The following is a 15,941-nucleotide window of genomic DNA, read 5'->3' as shown; positions in this document are numbered from 1 at the left end:
CGTCCCGCGGCCTATCCGAACAGCTTCTTGAGCTCGCGCTCCACGGCCGCGTCGGCCTTGTCCAGCGCGGCCTCCGGGTCCATGTCCTTGCGGACGGAGTTGGCGAAGACGTCCTCGAGCGCGGTGATCATGGCCTGCGTCCAGCCGATGTTGTCGAAGTGCCCGAACTCGTTGAAGAGCCGCACGCCCTCAGCGGCGTTGCCCGACTTGAGCTTGGTGGCGGACTGGGCGATCGAGGTGCGCGGCGGGATGTGGAAGCCGTAGGAGGTGGCCCAGTCCTCCTGGTACTCCTTCTGGTCGATCCACAGCCACTTGACGTACTCCTTGGCCGCGTCGACGTTCTTGCCCTTGGCGTTGACGAACATCGACCAGCCGCCGTTGTAGACGGACTGCTTGCCGGAGTCGATGGTCTTCGGGAAGGGGAAGACGCCCCAGTCGTCGCCGAGCGCCTTCTGGATCCCCGGCATCGCCCACATGCCGCAGAACTGGATGGCGCACAGGCCCTGGTTGAGCGAGGAGGGGTCCCAGGACGCGGTCGGGGCGCCGAGCAGAAGGTGGCCGCTGGTGAACAGCTTGCGCATCTTCTTGATGCCCTCGATGACGCCCGGGGTGTGGTAGGCGATCTGGTTCTTCTCGTCGAGGGTGTCGGCGCCCGCCGACCAGATCATCGGGTTGATGACGCTGTGCAGGTCGTCGCCCATGTACAGGCCCTTGACCTTGCCCGTGGTGAGCTTGGCGGCGGCCTCCATCAGCTCGTCGAGGGTGGTCGGCACCTCGACCTTGGCCTTCTCCAGCATCGACTTGCGGTAGAAGAAGAACTGCGGGTCGTCGATCATGCGGACGCCGTATATCTTCCCGTCGACCGTGTGGGACTTGATGTCGGCCGGGTTGAAGTCGCTCTTGACCGGATCGATGATGTCGGTCAGATCCGCCACCTGACCGCTCTTGACCATCTGGATCTGCGGGTGGAACTCGAAGAGGTCGGGCGCGTTCTTGGTGAGCAGGGTGGCGAACAGCTTGCTCTCGAAGTCGGCGCTGGTGATCCACTGCGTGGTCACGTCGGCCTTGTCGTAGGCCTTCGCGTACTTCTTGATCGCCTGCTCGGTGCCCGCCTCGCCGTACGCGTGGAAGTACTGCGTCAGGTCGACGCCCGAACCGGCTCCGCCGCTGCGGCCGTTGTTGCCGCCGCAGGCCGCGAGGCTGCCGGCGGCGGCCATCCCCGCGGCGGCCCGGAAGAGGGACCTGCGGGACCAGTTGCTGTTGCTCAGTGCCGACATGGTGACGTCCTTGTCTCGGAGTACGGCTGGGGCTCTTCCCTCGGCGCAGGCGGCTCAATTCCTGTCGCGGAGCCGGACGTTAACCTTCGGCTAAGGCTTCGGCAAGGGGTTGGACGAAGTCTGTTCGAAGCGTTGTGATCGGTTCGGGATCGCGAACGGCGGTGGTGTGGGCATTGTTCGAAAGCGCTTGCGAAAGCGGTTGTGCAAGCGCTTTCACGACGGGCGTGAAGGGCTGGGGAAAAGAAGGTGAGGACCGCCGGTGTCAGGGCCGGCGGCCCTCGGTCTCATGGGACGGCCGGGCCGTGTCCGTCATACCGACACGACGGCTTCGGCAACGCCGTCGAGGGGGCGCGGGACCGCCCGCGCACCCGTCGATCGGCGTCAGGGACGCGCTCGCCGGGTGGAGTGCGTCTGTGGCTGAGGTGGGGGCGGTGGTTGTGGGGGCGGTGGTTGTGGCGGTGGTTGTGGTTGCGGTTACGGGAGTCCGGGGCGCCGGGATTCAGGTACGCGGGTGTGTGCCTCGTGGGCGACATCTCGGCTCCGGCACCGGCCCGGGCTCCGGCCCGGGCTCCGGCCCGGGTGCCGGTCCGGGTTCCGACTCCGGCCCTGGTTCCCGCACTGGGCCCGACGTCGGCTCCGGCCCACGGCCAGGCCCCCTCTCCCGCCCAGGGCCCGGCTCCGGCCCAGGCCCCGGCTCCGGCCCAGGGCTCGAATCCCGCCCAGGCTCCGGCTCGGGGCCCGGTGCGGTGAGCGCGTGGGGCCGGGGGAGCGGTGATGCCGGTGCGTGCAGTGCGTGCAGTGCGTGCAGTGTGTGCAGTGCTTGCGGTCAGGGCCGCCTCCCCTCGGTCGTCGTGCGGTCGGTGCGGTGTGCCGGGTCAGGGAGCCGGTGCGATGCGGGTTCTCACGCGTGCCGGCGCGGTGCGCTTGAGGCTCCGTTGTCCGACCGACTGCAATGCCCCTTCGAGTGCGAACGTCGCCGCGCCCAGACACGCCGGGTCGGTGGGGATGGGAGACAGGACGATTCTGCTGGCGGTCAGGGGACGCTGCAGCGCATGGCGGGCGACGGCCTCGCGCACCTCCTTCAGGAGGGGCTCGCCGAGCCGGGCGGCCACCCAGCTGCTCAGTACGACCACCTCGGGATTGAGGAGGTTGACCAGGTTGGCGATGCCGGCGCCGAGGTAACGGGCGGTCTCCCGGACCGCCTCGACGGCGTCGGGGTCGTGCGCGGCGATCCCGGCGGCCAGTGCGTCGATGGTGGCGGTCTGGTCCTGGGGGTGCAACAGCGGGCTGTTCGGGCTGAGTTCACGCAGGTTCTGCATGATGCCGGGTGCGCCGACATACGTCTCGACGCAGCCGTGGTTGCCGCAGCGGCACAGCCGGCCGTCGAGCACGAGTGTCGTGTGCCCCCACTCGCCGGCGCTGTTGCTGACCCCGCGGTGCAGCCCGCCGCCCAGCACCAGACCGGCGCCCACGCCGGTCCCCAGGTTGACCACCACGGCGTTCGCGTGTCCGCGCGCCGCTCCGAACCACAGCTCGGCGACCGCGCCCGCGCGCAGCGGATTGTCCAGGTACAACGGATACGCGATGTGTTCGGAGAGCAGGTCGAGCAACGGAACGTCGTGCCAGTCCCAGTTGGGCGCGTATGCGGAGACGCCGGTGGCGCGGTCCACCTGTCCCGGCACGCTCACCCCGACGCCGAGCACCCGGGCGGCCTCGACGCCGGCCTGGGCGACCACCGAGCCGGCGGCGGCGGCGACGTGGCCGACCACCTGCTCGGGGCGGCTCTCGCCGGGGCGCATGTCCTCCGCGGCGCGGGCGAGCACGTTCAGGGCCAGGTCGAAGAGCTCGACATGGACGTAGGTCTCCGCGATGTCCACGCCGATCAACGCGCCCCCCGACGCGTTGACGGCCACGAGGCCCCGGGGGCGGCCGCCCGCCGAGTCCTCGAACCCGACCTCCGTGATCATGCTGAGGTCGAGCAGCTCGCCGACGAGCGTGGCGACGGTGGCGAGCGAGAGACCGGTGGCGGCGGCGAGCTCCTGCCGGGAGGTGGGTGAGGCGGCGATGATCTGGCGCAGCACCTCGTAGCGGTTCGCGGTGCGGATGTCACGTGACGTGCCGCGCTTCATGGAGCGTGCCCCCTCTTCCCTTCCGTCCTTCCCGTTCCCTCCGGGCCGTGCGGGTCCGCCCGGCGACGGCACCGACGACGGCACCGGCGCCGCGCCAGGTTATGGGGTGCCCCAGCGTTCGACAAGGGGTTAGGAAAGGGGCTTTATAAAGTCGGCCGGTAACCGCGTGACATCAGTTTCCCAGGACGTCCCGCACGAAGTCGTTGGCGAACTTCCCCGCCGGATCCAGCTCGCGTGCCAGCGCCGTGAAGTCGTCCATCCGGGGATAGCGTCCGCGCACCGCGGCGGCGGGAGCCTCGAACACCTTGCCCCAGTGGGGGCGCGGCTCGAACGGCTCGAGCGCCGCCTCGACGGCGCGCACCACGGGCAGCACGGACGCGGTGTCCTCGATCCAGGTGAAGTGGAGGGCCACGGTGTCCCGACCGTAGGAGGGGCTCAGCCACTGCTCGTCGGCGGCCACCGTGCGCACTTCGCAGATCTGCAGGACAGGGGAGACCGTCCGCCGGATCCCGTCGATCGCCCGCAGCGCCTGCACGGCGTGCCGGCGTGGCAGCAGGTACTCGCTCTGCAGCTCGTTCCCACTGCTGGGGGTGAACTCCGCCCTGAAGTGCGGCAGCCGCTCGTGCCAGGGCCCGGGCACGCCCAGCTGCTCGGTGCAGTTGACGGCCGGCATCCCCGGCACCGGGTGCAATGCCCGCACGGCCGGGACGGCCCACGGGAAGTCGGCAAGCGGTTCGTCCGTGCGTCGCTTCAGCCACACCTGCCGGAACCCGGGCGCATCCCAGTCCGTGAACAGGCTCACGCTGTACGCGGCGCCGGCCACCGTCTCGAAGTCCAGTCCCTCCAGCGGGAGTTCGGTGAACAGATGCTGTTCGACCCGGAAGGCCGGCTCCAGGTCCAGGACCAGCGCGGTCACCACGCCGAGGGCGCCCAGCGAGGTGACGGCCCCGCCGAACCGCTCGTCGCCGCGCTCCAGGACGACCGTGGAGCCGTCCGCGGTGACGATCTCCACGCCCCGTACCGACGAGGCGAGCGAGCCGTTGCCGACCCCCGAGCCGTGTGTGCCGGTCGCCACCGACCCGGCGACCGAGATGTGCGGCAGGGAAGCCATGTTCGCGAGCGCGAGCCCGTGCTCGTGGACGCGGCGCGCCAGCTCGGCGTACCGGACCCCGCCCCCGACCCGCACGGTCCGCGCCGCCGTGTCCACCTCGACCTCGCCTGACAGGGCGCTCAGCGACAGCAGCACCCCGTCGCCGCCCGGCTCGGCGATCCGGTTGAACGAGTGCCCGCTGCCCAGCACCCGCACCCGTCCGGCGGCCGCCACGAGCGACCTGAGCGCGTCGAGCGAGTGCGGACGGTGCAGCTCCTTCGCGGCGAAGGTGATGTTGCCGGCCCAGTTCGTAACGGTTTCGGTCATACGGCGTTCGCCCCTTTGAGGAGATCGAGAATCCGGGATTCCCCAGGTGGAACCTACCCTGCCCGCAACACGAGACCCCCCGCCCCCACCTCCGCGCCGGCCGGGGCATACCGTGAGGAGTCGTACGCCTGAGCCGGGAGGAGAGACGGATGGGCAGCCGTACCGCGCTGGTCGAGGATCTGATGGAGCGGTTTCCGCATGTTCCGCGGGAGGCCGTGTTCAAGGAGGACCTGCTGCGCGGAGGCGTGGCCTTCGACCCTTCGGCGCTCAGCGACAACGAGTCGGGAGAGGTCAAGCCGAAGTCCTACTTCATCTTCTCCTTCGACCACAGCACCCTGCCCGAGCTCGGCGAGGCCGCGCTGCGTCGCCCGCCGGAGGAGATCATCCTCACCGGCGGTCCTTACGACCTGCGGCGCACGGTCGTCTCGGTCCGCGTGAACCCGTCCTCGCCCTATCGCGTCGCCGCGGACGACGAGGGACTGCTCGGGCTCTACCTCGACGGCGGCCGCATCGCCGACGTCGGAGTGCCGCCGATGCCGGAGTACTACCGGCACAAGCTCTCCAACGGGAAGTCCGTCATGGAGGTCGCCCCCACCATCCAGTGGGGCTATCTCATCTATCTGACCGTTTTCCGGGTGTGTCAGTACTTCGGCGCCAAGGAGGAGTGCCAGTACTGCGACATCAACCACAACTGGCGCCAGCACAAGGCGGCCGGCCGCCCCTACACGGGCGTCAAGGACGTCGACGAGGTCCTCGAAGCGCTGGAGATCATCGACCGCTACGACACCCAGAAGGCCTCCACCGCCTACACGCTCACCGGCGGCGCCATCACGAAGACCGTCGGCGGGCGCGACGAGGCCGACTTCTACGGCCGCTACGCCAAGGCCATCGAGGAGCATTTCCCCGGCCGCTGGATCGGCAAGGTCGTCGCCCAGGCGCTGCCCCGCGACGACGTACAGCGCTTCAAGGACTACGGGGTGCAGATCTACCACCCCAACTACGAGGTGTGGGACCGCCGCCTGTTCGAGCTGTACTGCCCGGGCAAGGAGCGCTACGTCGGCCGCGACGAGTGGCACAGGCGGATCCTCGACTCGGCGGAGGTCTTCGGCGCGCGCAACGTCATCCCCAACTTCGTCGCGGGGGTCGAGATGGCCGAGCCGTTCGGCTTCACGACCGTCGACGAGGCCATCGCCTCCACGACGGAGGGGCTGCGCTTCTTCATGTCGCACGGCATCACGCCCCGCTTCACCACCTGGTGCCCGGAGCCCACCACGCCGCTCGGCAAGGCCAACCCGCAGGGTGCGCCGCTGGAGTACCACATCCGGTTGCTGCAGGCTTACCGTGCCGCCATGGACGAGTTCGGGCTCTCCTCGCCGCCCGGCTACGGCCCGCCGGGACCCGGCCGGGCGGTGTTCTCCGTGAGTTCCTTCATGGACAGCCTTCCGGCGCAGGACGCGGCGACCGTATAGTCCCCGCAGTCGATGAAGAAACCTGGCATCGACGTTGAACGCAGGGCGGCCCGCGCCCGTACCACTGACCGGAGTAACGGGCGCGGCCGCTTTCCTTCCTCCCTGTCCTGCTGTCTATACATGACATCTGAACAGGGCGCTTGTCAGTTGTGTCGGTAACGTGAAAAGCTCTGCCCCTGCCGCGAGGTTCCCCCCAACTCCATTGCCGTCATGGTGAGTTGACCTTGCTTGTGGATGCAGGAGACCCATGCCCGACCTGCCGACCCCGAAGGACGCCGCTGAGGCCGCGCTGTTCTCCGAGTGCTGGGACGCCGTCCTGTCGTACGCGGACCTGTGCACGTCCGGCTCGACCGCGGCGAACCAACTGGCCCGTGAGGCGTTCGCACTCGGCATACGCGAGGCCCGCGCCGCCGAGTCCGGCACCGCGCGAGGCGCCGGCCGCCGCTCCTCCCGGCTGCCCAGAATCCCCCTGCTGCTGACCGCCGTGCGCGCCACGGCGGCCGCCTGGGAGGCTCAGGGACACGGTCACAAACTCGACCCCGACCTGCGCCTGTGGCTCAACTCGGACAAGGCCGCACGGTACGTCGGGCCGCCGCTGAGCCGTCCCATCGCCCTGCGCGGCCTGCGCGACATGCAGGAAGCCGACGCCGCGCTGCTGTGGCTGGCGGAGGTGGAGGCGCTGCCGCTGCAGGCCGTCGTCCGCCGTCAGGGCCTGGACCAGTCCGCCGCGGTGGAGGAGCTCAACGAGGTCCGCGGTCTGTTTCGAGACCGCTGTCACCGTAACCATCTCGACACTCCGATGGACGCGGAGTGCCGCAGCTACGTCCGGCTCCTGGACGCCGTCACCCGCTCACCCGCCGCCGACACGCCCCCCGACCTCTCCCGGCACCTCGCCACCTGCGTGGAGTGCGCGGAGGCCGCGGCCTGTCTGCGGCTGCACGGCGGGGGACTGCCCGCCGCTCTCGCCCAGGGCGTGATCGGCTGGGGCGGCCTCGCCTACCTGGAGCGCCGCCGCCGCGCTGCCGAAGTGCGCCTCGGCGGCGGCAGCCCCGCCGCGCCGGACCCCGGGAGCGCGGCCGCGCAGGCCGCCGCCAACAAGGCGCGGGTGCGGCGCAACGGACTTCTCGTCACCGCCGTCCTCGTCTCCGGACTCGCGCTCGCCGTGTCGATGATGCCCGGCGACAGCGGCGGCGACAGCCTCGCCAAGGCAGGCCCCACGGACAGCAGCCCGGTGGCCGGCCCCGGTGCGCGACTGCCCTCCGCCGCGCCCGCCAGCTCCGCCGCGCCGTCCTCGTCCGCCCCGAGGCGGTCGGCCGACGCCGGCGCCTCGCCGACGAAGGGGACGGGCGACGACACCAAGCCCGACCCCGAGCCGCAGGGCACCTCCTCGGCCACCGCCGGAGCCGGGGACGGCACGCAGGACGCGGCCTGCGAGGTCCAGTACGACCTGGTCAACCAGTGGCCGGACGGCTTCCAGGCCACCGTCACCGTCACCACCGACCACGCTCTCGACGCCTGGCGGGTGGCCTGGTCCTTCCGCGACGGCCAGCGGGTCGACCAGATGTGGGACGCGAGCCTCGCCCAGGACGGCTCCCGCGTCACCGCCACCGCGGCCGACTACAACCGGACGGTCGCGGCGAACGGCACCCTCACCTTCGGGTTCCTCGCCTCGTGGCACGGAAAGAACACCGCGCCGTACGCGTTCGCCCTCAACGGGCAGGCGTGCGCGGGGAAGTGAGCGGAGGGCCGGTGCGGAAGCGCCGGCCCGCGCTCGGCCGCGGTGATCGCTCCGGTCACGAGGCGATCCGCGGTCGCCGGGAGTGACCGGGGCGGCTGCGGCCGACCGGGGGTGACCGGGCTGGCTGCCGGGTGACTGGGGGTGACCGGGCTGGTTGCGGGGCGACCGGGGTGACCAGGGTGTCTGGGGGAATCCGGGGCGGGCACAGCCCGGTGGGGCCACCCCGGTCGGAGGGGCGACGGCCGAACTGTGTGCCCCGCCCGGGCCGGTGAGACGGGAGCGGGGTGACCGAGGGGGCAACCGCGGGAACGGCACTCGTCGAATGTCGCGGGAAATCCAGTGGCGTTCGGCTGGAGGGTGTCCCTATCCTGAGTGAGTCTTGCGCGGGGCCGACGGCCGCCGCTGCCCCTCGGACGCGAAACGGAGGTGTGACCCATGACTGTCGCCTTGAAGGACGCTGTCCGCAGCGACCAGACGATCGTTCACACCACCTCCGCGGTCTCCGGCTGACCTCCTTCCTCTTCGCTTCGTGCGGGTAAGCGTTTTCGCGCCGCCGAACACTGCCGGGATCGCCCTGTGAAGGGTTTTCCTTGTCTTTCCCCATTTCTTCGGATTCCTCCGCGTCGGCCTCCGGCTCCGCGGTGTTCCATACGTCGGTTTCCGCATCTCCGGATTCCGTACCCTCCGCCGCCGGTACGGGGGTAACCGGTTCCTCGGTAACCGCTTCCTCGGTATCCGGCACTTCGGGACCTGTTGCTGTCCCGACGGCTTGCGTTCCGCAAGCGGGTTCCCGGCATCCGCTCACCCCGTACGGCTGGGACGAGGACTGGGCGGCCGCGTTCGCTCCTCATGCCGCACAGGGGCTCCTGCCGGGTCGTGTCGTACGGGTCGACCGCGGCCTGTGCGACGTCGTCACCGAAACCGGCGTCGTCCGCGCCGACACCGAGTTCGTCGTCCCTCACGATCCGATGAAGGTCGTCTGCACGGGGGACTGGGCCGCCGTCGATCCCGAGGGCAGGGACCCGCGTTACGTACGGACGCTCCTCCCGCGTCGTACCGCCTTCGTGCGCTCCACCTCCTCCAAGCGGTCCGAGGGCCAGATCCTCGCGGCCAACGTCGACCACGCCGTCGTCGCGATGTCGCTCGCCGTCGAACTCGACCTCGGCCGGATCGAACGATTCCTGGCGCTGGCCTGGGAGTCGGGCGCCCAGCCCGTCGTGGTGCTCACCAAGTCCGACCTGGTGCCCGACCCGGTCGCGCTGTCCCACCTGGTAGAGGATGTCGTGGCCGGCGCGCCCGGAGTGCCCGTGCTCACCGTCTGCGCCCGCGCCGGCGAGGGCGTCGAGGAACTGGCCGACATCCTGGGACGCGGCACCTCCGTGCTGCTCGGGGCGTCCGGCGCGGGCAAGTCGACGCTCGCGAACGCCCTGGTGGGTGCCGACGTGATGGGCGTCCAGGCCATCCGCGACCAGGACGGCAAGGGACGTCACACCACCACCACCCGCAATCTGCTGCCGCTGCCCGGCGGGGGCGTCCTCATCGACACACCCGGCCTGCGCGGCGTCGGCCTCTTCGACGCCGGCGCCGGGGTCGGACGGGTCTTCTCGGAGATCGAGGAGTTCGCACGGGGCTGCCGCTTCCACGACTGCGCGCACGAGTCCGAGCCGGGATGCGCGGTGCGGACGGCCGTCGACGAGGGGGAGCTGTCCCACAGGCGGCTCGAGAGTTACCGCAAACTCGTCCGGGAGAATCAGTGGATCGTCGCCAAGTCCGATGCCCGGCTGCGCGCCGACGTCCGACAGGACTGGAAGCGCAGGCAGGCCGAGGGCCGGGCGGCCGCGGAGGCCAAGCGCGGCCGCGGCCCGTGGCGGCCCGCTCCTCCGCGGTGATGCCGGACAGCAGGTCAGTCGCCGGTCGCCGGTCGCCGGTCGCCGGACGCCTGACATTCGGCGGTGGGGGCCGGACGGTTGACGCCTGACGGCTGGGCGCGAGTACGACGACCGGAGGTCGGATGTGAGACGGCAGTAACGGGTTCCGGAGCTCGGATGTGAGACGGCAGTAACGCGTTTCGGAGGCCGGAACAGGTTGGCCTTCTCGTGGCGAGACGTTTCTCCGCGTCGGCCGACCGGTCGGCCGGTAACTCTGGCCGGTAACTGTTTCCCTCGTTTTCTGTCCTTCAGCGTCACGTCCGATTTCCGCTAGCAGGGTCGCCGTCACGGGCGAAGACTGGGACCCATGACGGACCAGGAAAACCGTTACGAGGCGGTTCGCAGCAGGGACGCACGGTTCGACGGCGAGTTCTTCTTCGCCGTCGAGACCACCGGCATCTACTGCCGGCCCAGCTGCCCCGCAGTGACACCGAAACGCCGTAACGTGCGTTTCTTCGCGACGGCCGCCGCCGCGCAGGGCTCCGGATTCCGGGCCTGCCGGCGGTGTCGGCCGGACGCCGTCCCGGGATCGGCGGACTGGAACGCGCGCGCCGACGTCGTCGGCCGGGCCATGCGGCTGATCGGCGACGGAGTCGTCGACCGGGAAGGCGTCACCGGGCTCGCCGTGCGGCTCGGCTACAGCGCACGTCAGATCCAGCGCCAGCTCACCGCCGAACTGGGCGCGGGACCGGTCGCCCTCGCCCGGGCGCAGCGCGCGCACACCGCGCGGGTCCTGCTCCAGACGACCGGCCTGCCCGTCACGGAGATCGCCTTCGCTTCCGGCTTCGCCAGTGTGCGCCAGTTCAACGACACCGTTCGGGCCGTGTACGCGTCCACTCCGACCGAACTGCGGACCGCGGGGCGCACGACCGGCCGCACCGCCACCCCGCCCGCCGCCGTCCCTTCCGCCGGGATTCCGCTGCGGCTCGCCCACCGCGGCCCGTACCACAGCGCCGCCGTGTTCGACCTGCTGCACCGGCAGGCGGTGGCCGGAGTGGAGGAGGTGAGCGGGCCGTCCGGCCGTCGCACCTACCGCCGTACGCTGCGGCTGCCGTACGGCACCGGGATCGCCGCCGTGAGCGAGTACGCGAGCGGACGCGCGGGACGCCCGGGCAGGGCGCCTGCCGTACACCCCGGGGGCTGGCTCGACGCCCGGCTGCACCTCACCGACCCCCGCGATCTCACCACCGCAGTCCAGCGGCTGCGCCGGTTGTTCGATCTGGACGCAGACCCCTACGCCGTCGACGAGCGGCTGAGCGCGGATCCACGACTCGCACCGCTGGTCACCGCGCGGCCCGGGCTGCGCGCGCCAGGGGCGGCCGACCCGGAGGAGTACGCGATGCGGGCGCTCGTGGGACGAGCGGAGGCCGAAAGGCTCGTACGCGCTTACGGCAAGGTTCTCGACGCACCCTGTGGGTCCCTCACCCGCCTCTTTCCCGAGCCCGCCGTCCTGGCAGAGGCCGAGCCCGGGAGCCCTTCCGGCCCGCTCGCCGCGGCCCTCGCCGACGGCGCCGTACGCCTGGACGTCGGCGCCGATCGGGACGACGCCCAGGAGGCTCTGCTCGCCCTGCCCGGCCTGGACGTCGGCACCGTCGCGGAGATCCGTGCCCGCGCCCTCGGCGACCCCGACGTCGCGCCACCCGGAGTGGACGCGCCCGACACCTGGCGCCCCTGGCGCACGTACGCCGCGCACCACCTGCGCATTGCGGAGGAACGATGACCGAACCGGCCGTCCCGACCGAACTGACACACTCGACGCAGCCGACGCAGCCGACGCAGCCGACGCAGCCGACCCAGCCGACCCAGCCGACCCAGCCGACCCAGCCGACCCAGCCGACCCAGCCGACCCAGCCGACCCAGCCTATGAACTCGTCGTCTTCGATGCCTCCGACGCGATCCGGACGTCCAATGGAAACCGCAGAAACGGCAGCCGCAGTGGAAACCGCAGAGAACGTAGAAACCGCAGAAAGCGTAGAAACCGTGCCACCGGCCCGCCTGGCAGGCTTGGCGGGTCCGGTAGGTCCGACGGCGAACGGCTCGACGTACTGGGCTCATGTGGAGAGCCCGCTCGGCCCGCTGCTGCTCACTGCGGACCCCGACGGAGCGCTGACCAGCCTCTCCATGCCCGGACAGAAGGGTGGACGAACCGTCCAGGAGTACTGGCGGCACGATCGCGGGCCCTTCCGCTCGGCCGAGGAGCAGCTTGCCGCCTACTTCGCCGCAGAACTGAAAGAGTTCCGGCTGCCGCTGCGCAGTGAGGGCACCGCGTTCCGCGAGCGGGTGTGGGCCGCCCTTGACTCCGTCCCGTACGGCGCGACCACGACGTACGGCGAGGTCGCCGCCCGGCTCGGGGTGTCGCGGATGGCGGTACGGGCCGTCGGAGGGGCGGTCGGGGCGAACCCGCTGCTCATCGTGCGCCCCTGTCACCGGATCATCGGCGCCGACGGCTCCCTGACCGGGTATGCGGCAGGCCTCGACCGCAAGGTGCGCCTGCTGACGCTGGAGGGATCGCTCCGGTCGCAGCTCTGACCCGGCCGGTCCCGTCCTGTCGTGCCGTTTCGGCGACGCCGCCGAGGTGCGTCCGGGCCCGTGCCCACAGTGCCGGCGACGCGAGCCCGTGCCCCATCGTGCCGGTGTGTGAGCCGGTATCCACCATGCTGTGCGCAGAAACTGGGGGACATCGAGGCTCAAGGCCGTCCGGGGGCTCCGCCGTCGGACGGCGCGGCCGTACTTCCGCACGGCGCGGCCGTACTTCCGCACGGCGCTGCCGTACTCCCCACGCTGCGGCCGCACGCACCGGCGGGCGCTGTGGCGGGACGTCACCCCCACAGCACCGCACCCAGCCACGCGCCCATGATCAGCAGGCAGGTGAACAGTTCCGCGAGGACGCTGGAGCCGCCCGAGCGCATCGCTCTGCGCAGGGCGGCCCGCGCTTCGCCGTGGCGGCCCAGGCGAAGGCGTTCTGAGAGATAGACGCCGCCCATGAACCCGGGGATGGCGCCGAGCACGGGGATCAGGAAGAAGCCGAGGAACGCGCCGAGTCCGGCGTACACCGCCATCCGGGGGGTCGCGCCGCTCGCGCGAAGCCGGCGGGGCGGCAGGGACCAGCGCACCACCTGCGACACGAACAAGGCCGCCGTGGCGCCCACCAGCACGACCCAGGCCACCGGCTGCGGATCCTCCAGCGCCCACCACAGGATCGCGGCCCACACCAGCCACGACCCCGGCACGCCGGGCACCAGCACTCCGCACAGGCCGAGTAGAACAACCAGTCCGACCAGCAGGAGTTCCCACACTCCCATCTGCCCAGGGTGCCCGAGCCGGAAAGAACGCGCAGGTCAAGAGGTGGTGCCGGGAGCGTTCCCGCGGTCAGCGCTCGCGGGTCACCCAGCCGCGCTCGTACGCGTGCCAGCCCAGCTGCAGCCGCGTGGACGCCCCTGTCAGTTCCATCAGCCTCTTCACCCGACGTTGCACGGTCCGCAGTCCCAGATCGAGCTGCTTGGCCACGCTGGCATCGGTCATCCCGGCGAGGAGCAGGGAGAGGATCTCCAGGTCGGCGGTGTCGGGACCGTCCGGCCCCTGCTCGGCGACACCGACCACGCCGCAGCGCAGTGGCAACGCCACCTGCCAGACCGACTCGAACAGGCTGGACAGCAGCTCCAGCAGGCCGCTGGCGTGGACCACCAGCGCGGCAGGCTCGGCGGAGCCGGCGTTCAACGGCACGAGCGCGAGCGAGCGGTCGGCGACCACCAGCTTCGTCGGCACCTGGTCCACCACCCGCACCTGCTCGTCCCGGCCCAACGCGGCAGTCACCTCCGTCATGCCGTTGGGCTGGTCGAGCACGGCACGCTCCAGGACGACGCGGTAGCGCACCCCACGGGCAGTCGCCTGTTTCTCCGCGTCGTTCTCGCTGCCGGTCACGGCCACCGTGGTGCCGGTGACCAGGGCGCACACCTCGTGGCTCGCCCCGAGCTGGATCTGCAGGAAGCGCTGGGCGACGGCGGCGGCGCCCGTCACGACCTCGACCAGATCGTGCACCGCCGGCTCGGTCGAGGTCGCCCGGTATTCCTCCGCGAGCTGCGCCGCCGTCAGCTCGGCCTTCTCCAGTTCGTGACGCTGCTGGGTGAGCAGGGCGCCCAGGGCGACGCCCGGAGGAGCGGCGACCCAGCGTCCGGGACGGCCCGAGGACTGGGCGGCCAGACCGTGGCGCTCCAGTCGGCGCAGGGCGCGCTCCGTGTCGTGCTCGCCGAGGGTCAGCCGGCGTGCGAGGTGGGGCACGTCTGCCGCACCCACGGACACCAGCTCCCGGTATGCCGACTCGTGCGTCTCGTCGAGCCCTATCGCTCTCAGCATCAGGCGCCGGCCCTCCCTCTCGTTTCCCACGTTTCATGAGTGTTTCTGGCGGTCGCTGTGCGATGTGACGTCCCCGTAACTGGCGGGAAACAGCCACGGCGTAAACCCGCCGCCGTACATCATCGCCGTACCGCCAGTCACTCTGCCAAGGTGTGGGCGACGGCGGAAACCCGTGATCATCCACTGAAATCCACAGAGGATCTCCGGAAACGCCGTGCAGGCCCGGAACGGTCGGTCACCATGTCGTCCTCCGAGGTCTCGACGAACGTGATCCGGACTCTTGACGCGCGCAGGGGCGCACAGGGGATATGAGACCGGGTCACCCATGTCGCCGGACGGTTCTCCCGTGGGGGGTGGAACCGTCCGGCGACTCTTGACCCCTCTGGTCGCACTGGTGTGCAGAACTTCGCTCAGCTTGCCGCCCGATGCGATCAGCCAGGACGGATTTTGCGGACGCCCCGTTTTCATACGGCCCGTGCGGTGGACAATCAGGGGCATGAGTCAGCAGGGGGGAAGGCCCACCGGTCACGAGGACGACTGGTGGGGGCAGTTGTACGACGACGCCACCGAGGACACGGGACCCGTACCCGCCGCCGACTCCCTGGACGATCGCTTCGCCTCGGCCGCGGGAGCGGTGCGCCCCGCGGGCGCGGCGGAGGGAGCGGACAGGGGGGAGGACGGCGGCACGGGCGGCGTGAGCTCCGTGCCGGCCCCGCGCGACGGGCGCAGCGTTCCTGGTGGGGGCGTCGACTGGTGGACCTCGCCGGACGACGGCGCGACGGCGGGAACGCCGTCGGCAACCGGTTCCCCGGTGCCGCTGCCGGTGCCGCCGCCGCGAGGTCGACCCGTCGCCCGACCCGTTGCGGGATCGTTCTCTGACCCCGTTCCCGAACCAGGTCGACAACCTTTTTCTGAGCCCGTTTCTCAGCCTGGTGGGAATCTCGTTCCTGCGCCCGGTTGCGAACCGGGCTTTCCGTCGGGTGCCGAAACCGTTTCCGGGCCCGATGTCCCGGCTGTTGCGGGGCCGGCAGCCGGGTGTGGCGCTGCCGAGGGGGACGGCGGGGGCGACGCAGGCCGAAACCCGCGGAACCTGCAGGCGCGGGGAAGCGCTGTCGAAACAGGTTCGAACGTCGAGACCGCGGAAAGGCCTTTCGAAGCGCGTACGGCGCCTGGTGCGGAAACACTCTCTGCCGCATCACGCCGCGCGAAATCGGTTGCCGACGCAGGTGCAGCCCCTGCTGGGGACGCAGCCGGCACCGCCCCGGGAACCGCTTCGCAGGGCCGGCATCGCGCTCCCTGGGAACCGCCGTCCGACACCCCATCCAGTCCCTCGAACTTTCCCTCCCGCCCCCTGCCGCCGGGGTTCGCCGAGCGGCCGTACCCAGCCCCCGGGCTGTCCTCCGACCCCGGGCCGTCCTCCGACCCCGGGCCGTCCGCGACCAGTCCCCCCGGGTCGGCGGAGACGGAGTCCGCCGCGGCCGGACCGCCGGCGCCGGTCGTGCCGCCCGTGCCAGCCGGCCCGCCCCCGACACCGGCCTCCGCCGCCGAACCGCTCAGCGCATCCGGCGCCCTCGGAGCCCCGCCGCCGCCCAGTGTGCCGCCCCGTCCGGCACACGTCCCGCCGCCTCCG

At 71.3% G+C, this 15,941-nt stretch carries 10 protein-coding genes; 5 read left to right on the top strand and 5 right to left on the bottom strand.

The genetic code is table 11. The features are described 5' to 3' along the window. Positions 1-11: 11 nt before the first annotated feature. From OHS82_RS10950 to OHS82_RS10940, 3 genes are all read right to left on the bottom strand, one after another. Complete coding sequence (locus tag OHS82_RS10950) at positions 12-1,277, bottom strand: ABC transporter substrate-binding protein (RefSeq protein WP_057575965.1); 1,266 nt, start codon at positions 1,275-1,277, stop codon at positions 12-14. Between the two features lie 875 nt (positions 1,278-2,152). Continuing rightward, complete coding sequence (locus OHS82_RS10945) at positions 2,153-3,406, bottom strand: ROK family protein (protein WP_328433776.1); 1,254 nt, start codon at positions 3,404-3,406, stop codon at positions 2,153-2,155. A 172-nt stretch (positions 3,407-3,578) separates the two neighbouring features. Next, positions 3,579-4,823: an FAD-binding protein gene (locus OHS82_RS10940; protein ID WP_057575970.1), complete on the bottom strand. Its 1,245-nt coding sequence runs from the start codon at positions 4,821-4,823 to the stop codon at positions 3,579-3,581. Positions 4,824-4,972: 149 nt separating this feature from the next. Here OHS82_RS10940 and OHS82_RS10935 point away from each other — a divergent pair, with 149 nt between their 5' ends. The 5 genes from OHS82_RS10935 to OHS82_RS10915 all read left to right on the top strand — a co-directional run bounded on the left by OHS82_RS10935 (position 4,973) and on the right by OHS82_RS10915 (position 12,487). After that, complete coding sequence (locus OHS82_RS10935; protein WP_057575971.1) at positions 4,973-6,292, top strand: radical SAM protein; 1,320 nt, start codon at positions 4,973-4,975, stop codon at positions 6,290-6,292. Positions 6,293-6,539: 247 nt separating this feature from the next. Continuing rightward, a complete protein-coding gene (locus tag OHS82_RS10930) occupies positions 6,540-8,030 on the top strand; it encodes a cellulose-binding domain-containing protein (RefSeq protein WP_057575973.1) in 1,491 nt (496 codons plus the stop codon). A gap of 641 nt (positions 8,031-8,671) precedes the next feature. Then, on the top strand, positions 8,672-9,919 hold the full coding sequence (rsgA, locus tag OHS82_RS10925) for a ribosome small subunit-dependent GTPase A (protein ID WP_328436051.1): 1,248 nt from the start codon (positions 8,672-8,674) through the stop codon (positions 9,917-9,919). A 346-nt stretch (positions 9,920-10,265) separates the two neighbouring features. After that, positions 10,266-11,678, top strand: a complete 1,413-nt coding sequence (locus OHS82_RS10920) for a DNA-3-methyladenine glycosylase 2 family protein (RefSeq protein WP_057575980.1) — start codon at positions 10,266-10,268, stop codon at positions 11,676-11,678. Between the two features lie 284 nt (positions 11,679-11,962). Further along, positions 11,963-12,487: a methylated-DNA--[protein]-cysteine S-methyltransferase gene (locus OHS82_RS10915; protein ID WP_057575982.1), complete on the top strand. Its 525-nt coding sequence runs from the start codon at positions 11,963-11,965 to the stop codon at positions 12,485-12,487. 290 nt (positions 12,488-12,777) lie between these two features. Here the strand turns inward: OHS82_RS10915 and OHS82_RS10910 are convergent, their stop codons facing one another. Both OHS82_RS10910 and OHS82_RS10905 read right to left on the bottom strand, forming a co-directional pair. Then, positions 12,778-13,260, bottom strand: a complete 483-nt coding sequence (locus tag OHS82_RS10910) for a DUF456 domain-containing protein (protein ID WP_057575983.1) — start codon at positions 13,258-13,260, stop codon at positions 12,778-12,780. A 67-nt stretch (positions 13,261-13,327) separates the two neighbouring features. Further along, positions 13,328-14,311: a helix-turn-helix domain-containing protein gene (locus OHS82_RS10905; RefSeq protein ID WP_328433775.1), complete on the bottom strand. Its 984-nt coding sequence runs from the start codon at positions 14,309-14,311 to the stop codon at positions 13,328-13,330. Positions 14,312-15,941 lie beyond the last annotated feature (1,630 nt).

It is taken from the genome of Streptomyces sp. NBC_00425 (assembly GCF_036030735.1).
Classification (GTDB): Bacteria; Actinomycetota; Actinomycetes; order Streptomycetales; family Streptomycetaceae; genus Streptomyces.
The sequence above is the reverse complement of the archived record's forward strand: the minus strand, read 5'-3'. Positions and strand labels throughout refer to the sequence as shown.

Excerpts from the sequence above, each read along its gene's own strand:
- OHS82_RS10945 (WP_328433776.1), bottom strand. The coding sequence starts at position 3,406 with ATGAAGCGCGGCACGTCACGTGACATCCGCACCGCGAACCGCTACGAG.
- OHS82_RS10935 (WP_057575971.1), top strand. The coding sequence starts at position 4,973 with ATGGGCAGCCGTACCGCGCTGGTCGAGGATCTGATGGAGCGGTTTCCG.
- OHS82_RS10910 (WP_057575983.1), bottom strand. The coding sequence starts at position 13,260 with ATGGGAGTGTGGGAACTCCTGCTGGTCGGACTGGTTGTTCTACTCGGC.
- OHS82_RS10950 (WP_057575965.1), bottom strand. The coding sequence starts at position 1,277 with ATGTCGGCACTGAGCAACAGCAACTGGTCCCGCAGGTCCCTCTTCCGG.
- OHS82_RS10940 (WP_057575970.1), bottom strand. The coding sequence starts at position 4,823 with ATGACCGAAACCGTTACGAACTGGGCCGGCAACATCACCTTCGCCGCG.
- OHS82_RS10930 (WP_057575973.1), top strand. The coding sequence starts at position 6,540 with ATGCCCGACCTGCCGACCCCGAAGGACGCCGCTGAGGCCGCGCTGTTC.
- OHS82_RS10920 (WP_057575980.1), top strand. The coding sequence starts at position 10,266 with ATGACGGACCAGGAAAACCGTTACGAGGCGGTTCGCAGCAGGGACGCA.
- OHS82_RS10905 (WP_328433775.1), bottom strand. The coding sequence starts at position 14,311 with ATGCTGAGAGCGATAGGGCTCGACGAGACGCACGAGTCGGCATACCGG.